Below are 16,629 nucleotides of genomic sequence, written 5' to 3'. Positions count from 1 at the left end.
CCTCGGGCACGCCGTCGCCGGCGAGGAGCTTCGGGTCCTCGGGCAGCAGCAGGTGCGAGGTGGCGTGGGAGTGGGACTCCTCGAAGCCGCCCGCGCGGGCGACGCCGGCCACGGGGCGGCGGGTGGAGTGGAGGTACGGGGCGAGGCCGAGGCCGTCGGCGACGGCGTGCCCGAGGGCGGTGGCGGTCTCCGCGTACCCGAGGACGACGGACTGGGCGGCCTCCTCGTCACCGAGGAGTTCGCGGACGCGCCGGCCGAGTGCGAGGCCGGAGCCGTACACGACGGAGGGGCGCTGCGGCACGTGCTTGCCGAGCACGCTGGAGACCAGCAGGTGCGCGCGCTTGGGGTTGCGACGCAGCGCGAGGCCCAACAGGGCCGGCAGCTCCTCGTCGCCGATCAGTTCGACGCCCAGCCGCTCCGCGACCCACGTTCCGGTCCACACCACGTCGTCGACGTCCCTTCGTCAGCTGCCGGCCAGGCCGGCGGTGAGCAGATCCACGAAGCCGACGTCCTCCTTCGCGACACCGAAGACCTCGGCGCGCAGGAGGGTGCGCTCGGCCCACGCGCGATGCGGCTTCACCTCGTTCATCTTGTTCGTGTAGGCGGAGCGGAGCACTCCGCCGCCGTCCCGCTCGGGCCGCAGGATGTCCTGGGCGTCGCTCCACTCCTCGTGGCTGACGACGGAGAGGGCGTGCACCGGCACCACGTGGGTGGGGTGGATGCAGGTCTTGCCGAGCAGGCCGTTGGCCCGGTCGAGTTCGATCTCGCGCAGCAGGCCGTCGAGGTCGTGCTCGATGAGGGCGGTGCGCAGGTCCTCGGCGCGGCCCTCGAGGAAGGGGCTGCGGCGCAGCTGCGGCTTGAACATGCGCTCGCCGGGGCGGAAGTACTCCCAGACGGGTCCGGTGACGGTGAAGCCGGTGCCGTCGGAGCGGCCGAGGACGTTGACGACGTCGGCGATGACGTTCGCGACGATCTTGATGTCGTAGGCGGTCATGTCGGGCGAGCGGCGCAGCCCGTAGGCGGAGCAGAAGTCGGTGACGCCGAGGCGGAGGGCGAGGACGCGGTCGCGGTACTTGTCGGTGATCGAGGCGATCCCGGCGAGGGTCTCGGCCCGGGTCTCCAGGTGGAGGAGCTCGGGGGACTCGAGGACGGGCATGGCGAAGAGGCGCCTGCCGGTCGTCCGCTCGGCCTGGGTGAGCGCTTCGAGGAAGGCGCGGCCGCGGTTCTCGGTGAACTTGGGGAGTACGAATCCGGACAGCAGGCTCACGGAGGCGCCGAGGCGGTCGACGAGGTCGGTGATCTGGTGCGGTTCGCGGACCCGGATGAAGAGCAGGGGTACGTCGGAGCCGTCGGCGGCGAGGTCGGCGAAGTGCTGGACGAGGTTGGCCTCGCCCGCCTCGACGTCGGCGTCGCTGATCGAATCCTCCAGGCAGAGGACCATGGAGACCACACCGCGGCCGGCCTGTTTGCGCACGGCGTCGGCGAGCCGGGGCCGGGTGGCAGGGCTGTAGAGGGTGGCGCCCAGGGCCACGGCGAGCGTGCGGGCGGGCGAGTCGGCCGTGAAGTCGACCGGCTCCTGGTGGAACAACCCGGCCCGCACCGTGGACGGGATGTGCCCGAAATGACGCATGTGAGTCCCCCGTCTGCCTCTCCGGGCCTGATGACATGTGGCCGGTAATAGTACGTAGGTACGGGTGTCCTTAGTTCCCTTCCCGCATGAAATTCAGGTAACTCGTCAGCATCCGTCACCCCGCCCCGGTATCGGTGGTGCCCCCGCGTTGTCCGCGGGTCGGACGGGAGGGCAGGATTGCGGTCATGACGCACGCGATGCTGAAGGGCTCCAACGTCCCTCTCGACACCGCGGCCGTACGGGCCGTGCTCCGCTGGACCCCGGGCCCCGGGGTCCCCGACGTGGATGCCTCGGCCCTGCTCCTCGGGCCCTCCGGGCGCGTGCGGTCCGACGAGGACTTCGTCTTCTACAACCAGCCGCGCCACCCCTCGGGCCTGGTGCGGCGGCTGCCGAAGAAGCGGGTCTCCGAGGGGCTGACGGACACCGTGGAGGCCGATCTCGCCGGGCTCGACGTCTCGGTCGACCGGGTGGTGATCGCGGCCTCCTCCGACGGCGGCACCTTCCGGTCCGTCTCCGACCTGCGGATCCTGCTGTACGACGCGGTGGCGGGGGCGGAGCACGAGCCGCTGGCGCTGTTCGACGTGACGGCGGAGACCGGCGAGGAGACGGCGGTCATCTGCGGCGAGCTGTACCGGCGCGGGGACGGCTGGAAGTTCCGCGCGGTGGGCCAGGGCTATCCGACGGGGCTCGTGGGCCTCGCCACGGACTTCGGCATCTCGGTCGACGAGGACGCCGCGCAGGAGGCCGCCCAGGGTGCCGCTCGGGGCGCTTCCCAGGGCGCCCAGGGCGCCACCGGCGGCGGTCCCGGGTTCCCGGAGGCCGCACCGGCCACCGGCTCCCTCACCGCGGGTTCCCCGGCCACCGTCTCCCCCGCCGGCGGCTCGCACGATCCCGACCTCGATCTGACCGTGGCCCACACCCCGGTGCCGCCGCAGCCGACCGTGCCGCCCATGCCGGACCGGGCGCCCGCCTACGGCTACCCGCAGCAGCCCGTGAACGCCCCGGCCCCCGCGTACGGCTACCCGCAACCGGTCTCCGCCCCCGAGCAGAACCCGGCACCGGAGTTCCGCATGCCGCCGATGGGTCCCCAGTTCGTCGGCTCGTGAGGCCCTACGCCTTCGTCTTGTAGCCGCGTCCCCACTGGAGTCCCCAGCCGTACAACCGGTCCAGTTCGGCCTGGAAGCCGTACACGAACCGCACCTCGCGGCGGACGGTCAGCTCGCCCTTGACGTTCTCCATGGAGAAGACGGCGCAGGAGCGGGCCTGCGGGGCGCGCTCGTCGAGCTCGATCTCGATCCGGGGGCCGTTGCTCGGGTAGAGCGTGACCTTGGCGTGCGTGCGGTCGAAGGCGGGCGTCTGGTCGTAGATGTACACGAAGAACAGCAGCCGCTTGATCTCGTCCCGGTGGTCCAGGTTGACGAAGATCGTCTCGCCCGAGGAGCCGCCGAAGCGGTCGTCGCCGCTCAGCTTCACGTACGGGGCGGCGTTGAGGTCGCCGAAGAAGCCGCCGAGCGGCTGCACGACGCCCTTGCTGCCGTCCTTGAGCTCGTAGAGGCAGCCCAGGTCGAGGTCGACGTTGACCATGCCCTGGGTGTGGGCCTGGACGACCTCGGGCTTGAAGAGCTGGGCGGGGTTCCGCAGCAGCCGTCCGCTCTGGCGGGAGCGGCCCTCGATGTCGGAGGTCCGCATCCGCCAGGAGAGGTTCACCCGGAGGTTGCCGGTGGCGGCGCCCTGCTGGGTGAGCGAGACGGTCGGGCGCCGTTTCGTCAGGTCGATCGCGTTCGACGCGGCGCTGCCCGAGTCGAAATGCGCCGCCCTCCCCGGAAACAGGTTGTCCCAGAAGGCCATGTCGCCTTCACCCCCCACTGTCGTCACACCGTGCACATGCCTGCGGGGCGGCCGGATGCACCGGCCGCCCCGCAGGAAGCATTCCTCGCTGCCGGGGGTGTCACACCCCGGACGGCACCTCGGTCTTGTCGTCCGAGGAGCCGGAGCCGCCCTCGGCCGCCGCGAGCGCCTTGTTGCGGCGGACGGAGGACCAGAAGGACCAGGCGATGAGGAGGACGCCGATGGAGCCGGTGATGACCTCGGGGATCTCGTACTGGATGGTGACCATGAGGAGCACGGCCAGGGCGCCGATGGCGTAGTGGGCGCCGTGCTCCAGGTAGACGTAGTCGTCGAGGGTGCCCTGGCGGACCAGGTAGACCGTCAGGGACCGGACGTACATGGCGCCGACGCCCAGGCCGAGCGCCATCAGGACGATGTCGTTGGTGATGGCGAAGGCGCCGATGACACCGTCGAAGGAGAAGGAGGCGTCGAGGACCTCCAGGTAGAGGAACATGAAGAAGGCGGCCTTGCCGGCCAGCTGGACCACGGTGACCTTCTTGCCGGTGCGCTTGGCCTCTTCCTCGGCCTCGTGCTCGCGCTCCTCTTCCTCCTCCAGCTTGTTCTCGAAGTAGCCCGAGAGACCGCCGACGACGAGGTACGTGATGAGGCCGGCGATGCCGGAGACCAGGACCGTCTGCGCCTTGTCGACGTGCGCGCCGCCGTGCTGGTGGGCGTGGGTCGCGAAGGTCATCGAGGTGATCAGCAGGACGATGAGGGCGATGCAGACCGACAGCATGTCGACCTTGCCGAGCTTGGCCAGCGGGCGCTCGATCCAGCGCAGCCACTGGATGTCACGGTCCTCGAAGATGAAGTCGAGGAAGATCATCAGCAGGAACATGCCACCGAAGGCGGCGATCGACGGGTGCGCGTCGGTCACCAGTTCCTGGTACCGGTCCGCGTCGTTGAGCGCGAGGTTGACGGCCTCGATGGGGCCGATCTTCGCGCTGATGGCGACGATCACGACGGGGAAGACGAGGCGCATGCCGAAGACGGCGATGAGCACACCGACCGTGAGGAAGATCTTCTGCCAGAAGGCATTCATCTTCTGGAGGATTCCGGCGTTGACCACCGCGTTGTCGAACGACAGGGAGATCTCGAGGACGCAGAGGATCGCGACGATCCCGAACGCCTCCCACCCCCCGTAGGCCACCGCCACGGCCAGGCCGAGCACAGTGATCGCGAACGACCAGCCGAAGGTTTTCAGAATCACTGTCTACCCCATCGTGAAATTACAGGCTTTACGAAACGTTGACCCCGAAGTCTAGAGCGATGCCCCGAAGCCCGGACGCGTACCCCTGTCCCACTGCCCGGAACTTCCATTCGCCGTTGTAGCGGTAGAGCTCGCCGAAGATCATCGCGGTCTCCGTGGAGGCGTCCTCCGAGAGGTCGTACCGGGCGAGTTCCTGACCGTCCAGCTGATTCACGACGCGGATGAACGCATTGCTGACCTGGCCGAAGCTCTGGCCGCGGTTGTCGGCGTCGTGGATCGACACCGGAAAGACGATCTTGTCGCAGTGGGCCGGCACCTTGGTGAGGTCCACGATGAGGGACTCGTCGTCCCCGTCACCCTCGCCGGTGAGGTTGTCGCCGGTGTGTTCGACGGAGCCCTCGGGGCTGCGGAGCTGGTTGTAGAAGACGAAGTACTCGTCCCCGAGCACCCGGCCGGCCTGGCACAGCAGGGCGCTGGCATCGAGGTCGAAGGGGGCTCCGGTGGTGGAGCGCGCGTCCCAGCCGAGCCCCACGAGGACCTGGGTCAGGTTGGGTGCGGCCTTGGACAGGGAGACGTTGCCCCCCTTGGCGAGCGTGACGCCCATGATTCGGTTCCTCCCCGGTGGTGATGAGGCACGTCCGGCGCCGCACGCGAGGTGCGGCGCCGGACGGTTCGAACGGCTCGACTCAGACGTTGACGCCGAAGTCCTGCGCGATGCCGCGCAGACCCGAGGCGTACCCCTGGCCGACGGCGCGGAACTTCCACTCCGCACCGTGGCGGTACAGCTCGCCGAAGACCATCGCGGTCTCGGTCGAGGCGTCCTCGGAGAGGTCGTACCGGGCGATCTCGGCGCCGCCGGCCTGGTTCACGACGCGGATGAACGCGTTGCGCACCTGGCCGAAGGACTGCTGGCGGTTCTCGGCGTCGTAGATCGACACCGGGAAGACGATCTTGGCCACGTCGGCCGGCACGCCGGCCAGGTTGACCTTGACCTGCTCGTCGTCGCCCTCGCCCTCGCCGGTGAGGTTGTCGCCGGTGTGCTCGACCGAGCCGTCGGCGCTCTTCAGGTTGTTGAAGAAGACGAAGTCCTGGTCGTTGCGCACCTTGCCGGCCTCGCTCACCAGGATGGCGCTGGCGTCGAGGTCGAAGTCCGTACCGGTGGTGGTGCGGACGTCCCAGCCCAGACCGACGGTCACGGCGGTGAGGCCAGGGGCCTCCTTGGTCAGCGAGACGTTGCCGCCCTTGCTGAGGCTGACTCCCACGAGTCCCTCCATAGGTTTCCAGGGGCAGCGCCCCCAGTCGTGCGTTGGCATCGGATCAACGACTGGATCCTAGTGACGGGTTCCCGGTCGAAACAGTCGATTCGCCCGGTGATTCCGAGGGTGTCGGCCCCGTCCCGGCCCCGCGGCGCTCAGAGGGCTTCGAGGGCCTTGACGTAATCGCCGAGGTCGCGGGCGTCCGACAGGGCGTTCACGACGGTCCAGCGGACGACGCCGTCCTTGTCGATGACGAAGGTGCCGCGGACCGCGCAGCCCTTGTCCTCGTCGAAGACGCCGTACGCCCGGGAGGCCTCGCCGTGCGGCCAGAAGTCGGAGAGCAGCGGGAACTCCAGGTCCTCCTGGTCGCCGAAGACGCGGAGGGTGTGGATGGAGTCGTTGGAGACGGCGAGGAGCTGGGTGTCGTCGTTGACGAACACCGGCAGGTTGTCGCGGAGCTCGCGCAGTTCACCGGTGCAGACGCCGGTGAAGGCGAAGGGGTAGAAGAGCAGCACCACGTTCTTCTCGCCGCGGAAGTCGGAGAGCCGCACGGTCCGGCCGTGGTTGTCCTTGAGCTCGAATTCCGGGGCCTTGGTGCCGACCTCGATCGCCATCGCGTACGCGTCCCTTCCGACGGGCCCGGGCCTTGGCCGTATCGCCTTGGGCCGTATCGGTGAACCCGGGTGGATCCCACCCTACGGCCTGCGCACGAAAGCCCCCGCCGGCGGACCGGCGGGGGCTTCTCGCAGCGTGATGATCAGCGCTTGGGGGCGACCAGGCGGGCACCCGCCCAGTCCTTGGCGACGCTGATGCTCTTGGTCTGGGAGAGACCAGCTGTCTGCGCGGCATCGTTGATGTCGGACGGCTCGATGTAGCCGTCACGGCCGGTCTTCGGCGTCAGCAGCCAGATCACGCCGCCGTCCTCCAGAAGACCGATGGCGTCCACCAGGGCGTCGGTGAGGTCGCCGTCCTCGTCACGGAACCAGAGCACGACGGCGTCGGCGACGTCGTCGTAGTCCTCGTCCACGAGGTCGGCCCCGATGACGGACTCGATGCCTTCACGGAGATCCTGGTCGACGTCGTCGTCGTAGCCGATCTCCTGGACCACCTGTCCGGGCTCGAACCCCAGCCTCGCTGCCGGGTTGGTCCGCTCCTCCGCGTGGTCCGCGGTCGCGCTCACGGCTTGCCTCCTGCTCATTCGGAAAATGCTGTGGGCCACGCGTATGCGCGTGGCGCTGGCCGTAGTCCACACGTGCCGGGGCGGATCGCGCAAGTACCAGGCCGCCGAGACCGCCGAAACGGTGACGTTTGGGGCCGTCTCGCCGCAACTTCCGGCATCGTCGGACCCTCCTCCGCGATCAGGCACACATGGTTGGTCCCGGTTTATGGGCGTCTGCCGTTTCAGTCTGCCGAACGCCCGGACGAAACGCATGCGCGGGTTGGGCGTAAGGTTGCGATTTGAGCGCACCCGGCCATCTGAAGGGCAGGCGAGGCACCCCGGGGGTTACCCCTCGGTAAATGTGACGTCCGGCGTCGGCGGGGTACACGATGGACATCCTGACCAGCCCGTGGCCCCGTGGGCGCCCCCGAACAGCGAAGGAAGAGCGTGGCTCCCGGATCCGATCGCAACCCGATCATCATTGGCGGCCTTCCCAGCCAGGTCCCGGATTTCGACCCGGAAGAGACCCAGGAATGGCTCGACTCCCTCGACGCGGCCGTCGACGAGCGGGGCCGTGAGCGGGCCCGCTACCTCATGCTCCGCCTGATCGAGCGGGCCCGCGAGAAGCGCGTGGCCGTGCCCGAGATGCGCAGCACGGACTACGTCAACACCATCGCCACCAAGGACGAGCCGTTCTTCCCCGGCAACGAGGAGATCGAGCGCAAGGTCCTCAACGCCACCCGGTGGAACGCGGCGGTGATGGTCTCGCGCGCCCAGCGCCCGGGCATCGGCGTCGGCGGCCACATCGCGACCTTCGCCTCCTCGGCCTCGCTGTACGACGTCGGCTTCAACCACTTCTTCCGCGGCAAGGACGAGGGCGACGGCGGCGACCAGATCTTCTTCCAGGGGCACGCCTCCCCCGGCATCTACGCCCGCGCGTACCTCCTCGACCGGCTGGACGCGACGCAGCTCGACGCCTTCCGCCAGGAGAAGTCGAAGTTCCCGAACGGCCTTTCGTCGTACCCGCACCCGCGGCTGATGCCGGACTTCTGGGAGTTCCCGACCGTGTCGATGGGCCTCGGCCCGCTCGGCGCGATCTACCAGGCGCGGATGAACCGGTACATGGAGGCGCGCGGCATCGCCGACACCTCCAAGTCCCACGTCTGGGCGTTCCTCGGCGACGGCGAGATGGACGAGGTCGAGTCGCTCGGCCAGCTCTCCATCGCCGCCCGCGAGGGTCTGGACAACCTCACCTTCGTCGTCAACTGCAACCTCCAGCGGCTCGACGGCCCGGTCCGCGGCAACGGCAAGATCATCCAGGAGCTGGAGTCGATCTTCCGGGGCAACGGCTGGAACGTCATCAAGCTGATCTGGGACCGCTCCTGGGACCCGCTGCTCGCGCAGGACCGCGACGGCATCCTGGTGAACAAGCTGAACACCACCCCGGACGGCCAGTTCCAGACGTACGCCACGGAGACCGGCGGCTACATCCGGGACCACTTCTTCGGCGACGACCACCGGCTGCGGGCGATGGTCGAGGGCATGTCGGACCAGCAGGTCCTGCACCTGGGCCGCGGCGGCCACGACCACAGGAAGATCTACGCGGCCTACGCGGCGGCGAAGGCCCACTCCGGCCAGCCGACCGTGATCCTCGCGCAGACCGTCAAGGGCTGGACGCTGGGCCCGAACTTCGAGGGCCGCAACGCAACCCACCAGATGAAGAAGCTGACGGTCGACGACCTCAAGCGCTTCCGCGACCGGCTGCACATCCCGGTGACGGACAAGCAGTTGGAGGAGGGCCTGCCGCCGTACTACCACCCGGGCCGGGACTCCGAGGAGATCCAGTACATGCACGACCGCCGCAAGGCGCTGGGCGGGTACGTCCCCACCCGTGTCGTGCGGGCGAAGCCGCTGGTCCTCCCCGACGACAAGGTCTACGCGGCGGCCAAGAAGGGCTCGGGGCAGCAGTCGATCGCCACCACGATGGCCTTCGTCCGCATCCTGAAGGACCTCATGCGGGACAAGGAGATCGGCAAGCGCTTCGTGCTGATCGCCCCCGACGAGTACCGCACCTTCGGCATGGACGCGTTCTTCCCCAGCGCCAAGATCTACAACCCGCTGGGCCAGCAGTACGAGGCGGTGGACCGCGAGCTCCTCCTCGCCTACAAGGAGTCGCCGACCGGCCAGATGCTGCACGACGGCATCTCCGAGGCCGGCTGCACGGCCTCGCTGATCGCCGCCGGATCGGCGTACGCCACGCACGGCGAGCCGCTGATCCCGGTGTACGTCTTCTACTCGATGTTCGGTTTCCAGCGGACCGGCGACCAGTTCTGGCAGATGTCCGACCAGCTGGCGCGCGGCTTCGTCCTCGGCGCCACGGCCGGCCGGACGACGCTGACCGGCGAGGGCCTCCAGCACGCGGACGGCCATTCACACCTCCTCGCCTCGACCAACCCGGCCTGCATCGCCTACGACCCGGCGTTCGGCTTCGAGATCGCGCACATCGTCAAGGACGGTCTGCGGCGGATGTACGGCCCCGAGGCCGAGGACGTCTTCTACTACCTGACCGTCTACAACGAGCCGATCCAGCACCCGGCCGAGCCCGAGAACGTGGACGTGGAGGGCATCCTCCAGGGCATCCACCGCCTCAGGGCCGGCGAGGCCGGCGCGATCCCGGCGCAGATCATGGCCTCGGGCGTCGCCGTGCCGTGGGCGATCGAGGCGCAGCGGATCCTCGCCGAGGAGTGGAACGTCAAGGCCGACGTCTGGTCCGCGACCTCCTGGACCGAGCTGCGCCGCGAGGCCGTGGCCGTGGAGGAGCACAACCTGCTCCACCCGGACGAGGAGCAGCGCGTCCCGTACGTGACGCGCAAGCTCCAGGGCGCCGAGGGCCCGTTCGTCGCGGTCTCGGACTGGATGCGCACGGTGCCGGACCAGATCTCCCGCTGGGTGCCCGGCCCGTACACCTCGCTGGGCGCGGACGGCTTCGGTTTCGCGGACACGCGCGGTGCGGCCCGTCGCTACTTCCACATCGACGCGCAGTCGATCGTGCTCGCCGTGCTGACCGAGCTCGCCCGTGACGGCAAGGTCGAGCGCTCGGCCCTGAAGCAGGCCGTGGACCGCTACCAGCTGCTCGACGTGACGGCCGCCGACCCGGGCGCCGCGGGCGGCGACGCCTGACGGCAACGACTGGCGGGCTCGCTTCGGGCGATAGCTCGCTTCGGTCGGTAGTTCGTTCCGGCCGGTAGTCCGTTTCGGCCGGTGAGGGCGGTGGGACGCGGTCCCGCCGCCCTTCGCCATTCCCTCCATTCCCTACGATGCCGGTCATGCCCGTCATGAAGCTTCGCTGGGAGGAGCGCACCCAGACACCGCTCCTGGTGCTCGCGGTCGCGTTCGGCATCGCCTACGCGGTGCCGATCGTGGCTCCCGGCGCCGAGCCGTGGGTGCACCGGCTGTGCACCCACGTCGAGTGGGTCGTCTGGGGTGCCTTCGCGCTCGACTATCTCGTCCGTCTCGGGCTCGCCCCGGAGCGCTGGCGCTTCGTGCGCGGCCATCCGCTGGACCTGCTCGCGGTGATACTGCCGATGGTGCAGCCGCTGCGGCTGCTGCGGGTGGTCTCCACGCTCCTCCTCGTGGGCCGGCGGGCCCGGATGGCCCCGCAGATAACGCTCACCACCTATGTGGCGGGCGCGGTGGTCGGGCTGATGATGTTCGGCTCGCTGGCCGTGCTGCACGTCGAGCGGGACGCCCCGAACGGCAACATCAAGACGCTCGGGGACGCGGTGTGGTGGTCGTTCACCACGATGACCACGGTCGGCTACGGCGATCACGCCCCGACCACGGGTCTCGGCCGGATCCTCGCGGTGGGCCTGATGCTCTCGGGCATCGCCCTGCTCGGTGTCGTCACGGCCAACATCGCGGCCTGGTTCATCTCCCGCTTCGACCGCGACGACGCGGTGGAGCGCCGGCAGACGGAGCTCCTGGAGGCGCTCACCCTGGAGGTCCGCGAGCTGCGCGCGGAGGTCGCCCGCCTCTCGGCCCCGCCGGAACCGCCAGGGCCGAACGAGCCGCGTGACGTCCCCTCGCCTACCGCTCCCAGAGCTTGAACGCTCTGACCTCGTAGGCCGTCTGCGGCACCCAGGTCCCCCGCCCCGGATACGTCTCGAACTCCCCCGCCTCCGCGCACTCGGCCGACTGGTAGGTGGTGACCGGCCGCCCCGTGCGGTTCGCGAGGGACTGCGCCGAGGTGCCCGGCGGCAGGGCGACGCAGCTGTCGATGTCGGTCGTGGCCAGCTCGTGCGTCCACGGCCTGCCCTTGAAGTCGGGCTTGGGCCAGAGGCAGAGCCGGCCGGGCCCGCAGGCCCCGAGGGCGGTGCCGGGCGGCGCGGCTGCCGGTGCCGCAGGTGCCGCAGGTGCCGCGGGTGCCGCGGGTGCCGCCGGTGCCGCGGGTGCCGCCGCGAGGGCGGACAAGAGGAGGGCCGTGACGGCCGCGCCGATGAGGACGGTCTTCGTATACATGCTGGTGAACCCCCGTTTCGTCACTCTCTGTAATCACGAGAATGGCGGAGGTCTCCCGGCAACGGAAGAGGGACCGTCCCCGTTCACGCGAACGGGTGACGGCCCCCTACGGGAACCCCGAGGAACGGGCGTCAGATGTGACCGCCCATGCCGCCCGCCTCCGCGTTCTCGCCGCGCTTGGTGAGCGTGGCGACGAGGGCCGCGACGACGGCGACGCCTCCGGCGACGGTGAAGGCCAGGCCCATGCCTTCGAGGAAGGTGTCGTGGATGACGCCGGTGATCTGCTGGAGGAGACCGGGGGTCATCCCCGGCGCCTGGGCCAGCTCCGGCGGGGCCATGCCGAACTCGGCGGCCTGCTCCAGGCGCGGGTCGGCCGGGACCGGGATGCCGGCCTCCTTCCAGTTCCCCGCGAAGGAGTCGGCGACCTTGGAGGACATGACGGCGCCGAGCACCGCCGTGCCGAGCGCGCCGCCGACCTGCATGGCGGCCTGCTGCAGACCGCCGGCCACGCCGGAGAGCTCGAGAGGCGCGTTGCCGACGATGACCTCCGTCGCGCCGACCATGACCGGGGCGAGGCCCAGGCCGAGCAGGGCGAACCAGAGGGACATGACGAGGGTGCCGGTGCCGGCGGTGAGCGTGATCATGCCGAACATCGCGACGGCCGTGCAGACCATGCCGCCGACGAGCGGCACGCGCGGCCCGAACTTGGTGATCAGCGCGCCGGCCAGCGGCGAGGAGACGATCATCATCGCGGTCAGCGGCAGCAGGTGCAGACCGGCGTCGACCGGGCCGAGCCCCTTCACGCCCTGGAGGTAGAAGGTCACGAAGAAGAGGCCGCCCATGAAGGCGAAGGCCATCAGGACCATCAGCACCACGCCGGCCGAGAGCGGCACGGAGCGGAACATGCCCAGCGGGATCAGCGGCTCCTTGACCTTGGTCTCCCAGAAGGCGAAGACCGCGAACAGGAACAGCGCGCCGATCAGGCAGCCCCAGGTCTTGCCGCTGGACCAGCCCCAGGACTCGCCGGCCTTGATGAGGCTCCAGACGAGGGAGGCCATGGCGCCGGAGAGCAGCAGGATGCCGAGGACGTCGAAGGAGCGCGGCGCGTTCTCGGCGCGGTGGTCCTTGAGGATCAGCAGGCCGAGGACGAGCGCGACGACGCCCACCGGCACGTTGATGAAGAAGACGGACTGCCAGTTGACGTGCTCCACGAGGAAGCCGCCGAGGATCGGGCCGCCGGCCGTGGACGCACCGATGACCATGCCCCAGATGCCGATCGCCATGTTCAGCTTCTCGGCGGGGAAGGTGGCGCGCAGCAGGCCGAGCGCGGCCGGCATCAGCAGGGCGCCGAAGAGGCCCTGCAGGACGCGGAAGGCGATCACGGCCCCGATGGAGTGCGACAGGCCGATCGCGCCGGAGGCGCCGGCGAAGCCGGCGATGCCGATGAGGAAGGTCTGCCGGTGGCCGAAGCGGTCACCGAGCTTGCCGGCGGTGATCAGGGCGACCGCGAGCGCGAGCAGGTAGCCGTTGGTGATCCACTGGACCTGGGCGAGGCTGGCGTCGAGTTCGTCCTTGATGGCGGGGTTGGCGATGGCGACGATCGTGCCGTCGAGCGCGACCATCATCACGCCCACGGCGACGCCGAACAGGGTCAGCCAGGGGTGGCCGCGCAGTCCCTTCGCCGGGACCGGTACGGGTTCCCGGGCGTCCCCCTGACCCTGCGGGGCCTTTTCCACGGTGGTCTGACTAGTCATGGGAAAGAGGCTAGTGACAGCCACTGACAATTGACAAAGCGATTCACGCGTCGGTAACTGTCACGTAGCTCACAGGTACGCTGAGCTGACGAAATGCCGGAAAAGAGGACCTCTACGTGACCGTGCCCGTGTCCCTGCCCGGACTGCGCGAGCGGAAGAAGCAGCGCACGCGCGACGCGCTGATCCGGGTCGCGCTCGAGCTCTTCACCGAACACGGGTACGAGCAGACCACCGTCGACGAGATCGTCGACGCCGTGGAGGTCTCCCAGCGCACCTTCTTCCGGTACTTCTCCTCCAAGGAGGAGGTCGCCTTCGCCGTCCAGCACATGGTCGAGGAGCGTTTCGTGCACGCCCTCGGGCAGCGCCCCCCGGAGGAGGCCCCCCTCGACGCGATGCGCAACGCCGTCCTGAGCGGCTGGGACACCATCGGCGAGGCCATCGCGGAGGTCGTCCCCGTCGAGCTGTACGTGCGCACGTACCTGATGATCGAGTCGACGCCCGCACTGCTCGCCGCCCATCTGCGCCGCTCCACCGAGATGGAGGAGACCATCGCCCGGATCATCGCCGCGCGCGAGGGCCTCGACGTCGACGAGGACCCGCGCCCCCGGATCGCCGTGGCGGCGTTCAGCGGGGTGATGCGGGTGACCGGCCAGATGTGGGGCCGGGGCACGGACCAGAGCCTGGAGGCCATCCGCGCGCTCACCGAGGACTACCTCGACCACCTCGGCCCGGCACTGGCCCCGCACTGGCGGGACCGGGAGCGATAGGGCCCCGCGGGTCCGGCTCGGCCCCGCACCGGCGGAATCGGGAGCGATAGGACCCCGCGGGTCCGACCCCGTCACCTCCGCCCCGTAGGGTGGCCGCCCGTGACCTCCGCCGACGCCTCGCCCACTCTCGTCGCCACGCGCGCGCTCCTCGCGCTCGCCGTGGTGTTCGTGCTCCTCGCGACCACCGGATGGACCACGATCCGGCACCGTCCCGCATCCTGGTCGTCCCGTGAGGCCGCGCTCGCCGCCTGGGCACGGGACCGGATCGACGACCGGCCGCTGCCCGACCCGGCCGCCCCGGCCCGTACGGTCGCCGCCTTCTTCGCCGGACTCGGCCCGGCGGACGGCGCCCGGCTCGCCGCCCGGCACCCGCTCGTCGTCGGCAACCTCAACGGCGTCCCCGTCACCCTGCGCTACCGCGCCAACCGGATCACCCTCGCGCGCGCGTACGCCGCCGAGCGCGGCAGGGTCGACGACACCAGGCTCTCCCCCGAGGGCCGGCACGAGGCCCGGCGCCGCGTCGACCGCTTCGCCTCCCTGATGCGGCCCGGCCGCCAGGTCCTCGCCTTCGACCCGACCGGTACGGGGCGGGCCGCCGAGGTCCTCGGAGACCTGGGCCGGGCCCGGCGCGTCTCGGTGATCGTGCCCGGCGTCGACACCAATCTGCTCACCTTCCAGAAGACCCACGGCCGGTACGGCGCCCCGGCCGGCATGGCCGAGGCCCTCTACGCGGCCGAGCGGCGGACCTCGCCCCGCGCGCGCGTGGCCGTGATCGCCTGGGCCGACTACACCGCGCCCGCCGGGATCGGCGTCGACGCGATGACCGGCCGGCTGGCCGAGGAAGGAGCCGTACGCCTGGTGGGCCTCACCGAGTCACTGCCCCCGCACGCGCGCGTGGCGCTCTTCTGCCACAGCTACGGCTCCGTGCTCTGCGGGGTCGCCGCGCCCCGGCTGCCCGCCCGGGTGACCGACGTGGCCGTGGCCGGAAGCCCCGGGATGCGGGTCGAACGGGCCGCCGACCTCGACAGCCCCGCGCGCATATGGGCCATGCGGGACGCCGACGACTGGATCGCCGACGTGCCGCACCTGGAGGTGGGCGGGGTCGGGCACGGCGCGGACCCGGTCGCGCCGGAGTTCGGCGCCCGACTGCTCTCCGCGCGCGGGGCGCTCGGCCACAGCGGCTATTTCGAGCCGGGGACGCAGAGCCTCGGCAACCTCGCCGCGATAGGCGTCGGGGCCTACCCGCGACTGGTCTGCGCACGTGCCGACAGCGCTTGCCGCGACGGAATATCCGGCACGGAAGGGCTCTGACGCGCGTAGATCACGTAATTTCGGGACCTTTCACAGGGGCGACGCAAGGGCACACGCCGCTTACGATGAGGCGCATGGGTGATGTGCTGGCCGGAATTCATGCCACCTGGGAGCTCGAGAGCGACGCCCTCGTCATCCGCTTCGACCGGGGGATCCGCACGCCGAAGCTGTTCAGCGCGCTGCGTGAGAGACGCGTACCGCTGGAGGCGCTGGCGTCGGTGACGCTCGCGCCCGGCAAGCGGGGCACCGTCGTGCTGCACGCCGTGCCGAGGCCGGGCGCCGATCCGCTGATGGAGGCGGCCGCGGGGCAGCTCAAGGAGGGCAACGATCCGTACCGCCTGGTGCTCCCGGCGGAACGCGAGACGCTCGCCGAGCAGTACCGGGACGAGCTGCGGACGCTCCTCGCGTCGCACCCGGGGGCCGCGGGGGCCGCCGGGTACGAGGCGTACAAGGCGTACGACGCGTTCGGCGTGGAGGACGGGGCCGTCGGGGGCGTCGCGCCCGCCGACCGGTTCCTGGTGGCGCCGCCGTCGGGGCCGCAGTCCTTCAAGGCGTACGACGCGAGGGCCAGCTTCGACGGGACCTCCGAGGTCGCGTTCCGCTGGTCCCGGACCGGGGCGTCCTCGGAGAAGTGGAAGGCCGGCGACCAGGTCTTTCCCGTACGGGACCTCTGCGGGGTCGAATGGCGCTCGCCGAACGGCGTCGACGGGTACCTGCGGCTGGTGCCCCGGGGCGGCGCGCCCCGGGCCGACCGGCCCGACCAGGACCCGGCGTGTGTCGTCTTCGGCCGCTACGGGCCGGTGCACGAGTCCCTGACCTTCGCGGCCTCGGTCCTCGCCGCGATCCGGGGCAAGGACCGCGCGCCCGCCGTGCCCGTCGCGGCGCCGGTGGGGGCTCGGGACGCGGAGCTCCGGGACCCGGGGGCGGTGGCTGAAAGGATTCGGCACTTGGGGGAGCTGCATCAGGCGGGGCTGGTGACGGATGAGGAGTTCTCGGCGAAGAAGGCGGAACTCCTGGCGGAGCTGTGAGGGGGCGGGCCGCGCGGGCCGCGCCTCGCGCCGTGTGCCCGCCGCCCGCCGCACCGGGCGGCGCCCCGCTGCCGTGTGGGCAATCGTCCCGCGGGGCAAGGGGGTCCCC

At 70.6% G+C, this 16,629-nt stretch carries 16 protein-coding genes; 6 read left to right on the top strand and 10 right to left on the bottom strand.

Translation table 11 applies throughout. The features are described from left to right. Both CCN56_RS04455 and CCN56_RS04450 read right to left on the bottom strand, forming a co-directional pair. The coding region (locus CCN56_RS04455) for a phosphoribosyltransferase domain-containing protein (RefSeq protein ID WP_179199685.1) at nucleotides 1-445 on the bottom strand (445 nt) is incomplete at its 3' end. Nucleotides 446-463: 18 nt separating this feature from the next. Then, nucleotides 464-1,630 (bottom strand): HpcH/HpaI aldolase/citrate lyase family protein, encoded by a 1,167-nt coding sequence (locus CCN56_RS04450; RefSeq protein WP_086823834.1) that lies wholly within the window; start codon nucleotides 1,628-1,630, stop codon nucleotides 464-466. A gap of 185 nt (nucleotides 1,631-1,815) precedes the next feature. Here CCN56_RS04450 and CCN56_RS04445 point away from each other — a divergent pair, with 185 nt between their 5' ends. Then, nucleotides 1,816-2,736 carry a TerD family protein gene (locus CCN56_RS04445; protein WP_179199684.1) on the top strand — a complete coding sequence of 307 codons (921 nt, stop codon included), beginning with the start codon at nucleotides 1,816-1,818 and terminating at the stop codon, nucleotides 2,734-2,736. Nucleotides 2,737-2,740: 4 nt separating this feature from the next. On the opposite strand, the gene CCN56_RS04440 is transcribed toward CCN56_RS04445, so the two are convergent. The 6 genes from CCN56_RS04440 to CCN56_RS04415 form a co-directional block, all read right to left on the bottom strand. Then, the gene (locus CCN56_RS04440; protein WP_086823832.1) at nucleotides 2,741-3,478 is read right to left on the bottom strand and encodes a Tellurium resistance; all 738 of its coding nucleotides are present in this window, start codon (nucleotides 3,476-3,478) and stop codon (nucleotides 2,741-2,743) included. 100 nt (nucleotides 3,479-3,578) lie between these two features. Further along, nucleotides 3,579-4,727, bottom strand: a complete 1,149-nt coding sequence (locus tag CCN56_RS04435; RefSeq protein WP_086823830.1) for a DUF475 domain-containing protein — start codon at nucleotides 4,725-4,727, stop codon at nucleotides 3,579-3,581. A gap of 28 nt (nucleotides 4,728-4,755) precedes the next feature. Beyond that, nucleotides 4,756-5,331 (bottom strand): TerD family protein, encoded by a 576-nt coding sequence (locus tag CCN56_RS04430; RefSeq protein ID WP_041129058.1) that lies wholly within the window; start codon nucleotides 5,329-5,331, stop codon nucleotides 4,756-4,758. 82 nt (nucleotides 5,332-5,413) lie between these two features. After that, nucleotides 5,414-5,989 (bottom strand): TerD family protein, encoded by a 576-nt coding sequence (locus tag CCN56_RS04425; RefSeq protein WP_030495317.1) that lies wholly within the window; start codon nucleotides 5,987-5,989, stop codon nucleotides 5,414-5,416. A 149-nt stretch (nucleotides 5,990-6,138) separates the two neighbouring features. Beyond that, nucleotides 6,139-6,597, bottom strand: a complete 459-nt coding sequence (locus tag CCN56_RS04420) for a peroxiredoxin (RefSeq protein WP_086823828.1) — start codon at nucleotides 6,595-6,597, stop codon at nucleotides 6,139-6,141. Between the two features lie 143 nt (nucleotides 6,598-6,740). Then, nucleotides 6,741-7,163, bottom strand: coding sequence for a DUF3052 domain-containing protein (locus tag CCN56_RS04415; protein ID WP_086823826.1), 423 nt, complete (start codon nucleotides 7,161-7,163; stop codon nucleotides 6,741-6,743). Nucleotides 7,164-7,589: 426 nt separating this feature from the next. Between CCN56_RS04415 and aceE the strand changes: the two genes are divergently transcribed. Together aceE and CCN56_RS04405 are read left to right on the top strand one after the other, a co-directional pair. Next, nucleotides 7,590-10,322, top strand: a complete 2,733-nt coding sequence (aceE, locus tag CCN56_RS04410; RefSeq protein ID WP_086823824.1) for a pyruvate dehydrogenase (acetyl-transferring), homodimeric type — start codon at nucleotides 7,590-7,592, stop codon at nucleotides 10,320-10,322. A gap of 146 nt (nucleotides 10,323-10,468) precedes the next feature. Beyond that, nucleotides 10,469-11,248, top strand: a complete 780-nt coding sequence (locus tag CCN56_RS04405; protein WP_052499073.1) for a potassium channel family protein — start codon at nucleotides 10,469-10,471, stop codon at nucleotides 11,246-11,248. Here CCN56_RS04405 and CCN56_RS04400 read toward each other — a convergent pair. Continuing rightward, nucleotides 11,229-11,660 (bottom strand): peptidase inhibitor family I36 protein, encoded by a 432-nt coding sequence (locus tag CCN56_RS04400; protein WP_086823822.1) that lies wholly within the window; start codon nucleotides 11,658-11,660, stop codon nucleotides 11,229-11,231. The genes CCN56_RS04405 and CCN56_RS04400 overlap by 20 nt on opposite strands. 131 nt (nucleotides 11,661-11,791) lie before the next feature. Then, a complete protein-coding gene (locus CCN56_RS04395; protein WP_086823820.1) occupies nucleotides 11,792-13,414 on the bottom strand; it encodes an MFS transporter in 1,623 nt (540 codons plus the stop codon). Between the two features lie 116 nt (nucleotides 13,415-13,530). Between CCN56_RS04395 and CCN56_RS04390 the strand changes: the two genes are divergently transcribed. The 3 genes from CCN56_RS04390 (at nucleotide 13,531) to CCN56_RS04380 (ending at nucleotide 16,520) form a co-directional block, all read left to right on the top strand. Then, entirely contained in the window at nucleotides 13,531-14,181 is a 651-nt protein-coding gene (locus CCN56_RS04390; RefSeq protein ID WP_373412821.1) for a TetR family transcriptional regulator, read from the top strand. 99 nt (nucleotides 14,182-14,280) lie between these two features. Further along, on the top strand, nucleotides 14,281-15,492 hold the full coding sequence (locus tag CCN56_RS04385; RefSeq protein ID WP_086823818.1) for an alpha/beta hydrolase: 1,212 nt from the start codon (nucleotides 14,281-14,283) through the stop codon (nucleotides 15,490-15,492). Between the two features lie 74 nt (nucleotides 15,493-15,566). Next, nucleotides 15,567-16,520, top strand: a complete 954-nt coding sequence (locus CCN56_RS04380; protein ID WP_086823817.1) for a DUF4429 domain-containing protein — start codon at nucleotides 15,567-15,569, stop codon at nucleotides 16,518-16,520. Nucleotides 16,521-16,629: the final 109 nt, after the last annotated feature.

It is taken from the genome of Streptomyces sp. NRRL B-24572 (genome assembly GCF_002156145.1).
Lineage (GTDB): Bacteria > Actinomycetota > Actinomycetes > Streptomycetales > Streptomycetaceae > Streptomyces > Streptomyces vietnamensis.
The sequence above is the reverse complement of the archived record's forward strand: the minus strand, read 5'-3'. Positions and strand labels throughout refer to the sequence as shown.

Coding starts and splice junctions, on each gene's coding strand:
- CCN56_RS04450 (WP_086823834.1), bottom strand. CDS start 1,630: ATGCGTCATTTCGGGCACATCCCGTCCACGGTGCGGGCCGGGTTGTTC.
- CCN56_RS04445 (WP_179199684.1), top strand. CDS start 1,816: ATGACGCACGCGATGCTGAAGGGCTCCAACGTCCCTCTCGACACCGCG.
- CCN56_RS04440 (WP_086823832.1), bottom strand. CDS start 3,478: ATGGCCTTCTGGGACAACCTGTTTCCGGGGAGGGCGGCGCATTTCGAC.
- CCN56_RS04430 (WP_041129058.1), bottom strand. CDS start 5,331: ATGGGCGTCACGCTCGCCAAGGGGGGCAACGTCTCCCTGTCCAAGGCC.
- CCN56_RS04420 (WP_086823828.1), bottom strand. CDS start 6,597: ATGGCGATCGAGGTCGGCACCAAGGCCCCGGAATTCGAGCTCAAGGAC.
- CCN56_RS04405 (WP_052499073.1), top strand. CDS start 10,469: ATGCCCGTCATGAAGCTTCGCTGGGAGGAGCGCACCCAGACACCGCTC.
- CCN56_RS04400 (WP_086823822.1), bottom strand. CDS start 11,660: ATGTATACGAAGACCGTCCTCATCGGCGCGGCCGTCACGGCCCTCCTC.
- CCN56_RS04395 (WP_086823820.1), bottom strand. CDS start 13,414: ATGACTAGTCAGACCACCGTGGAAAAGGCCCCGCAGGGTCAGGGGGAC.
- CCN56_RS04380 (WP_086823817.1), top strand. CDS start 15,567: ATGGGTGATGTGCTGGCCGGAATTCATGCCACCTGGGAGCTCGAGAGC.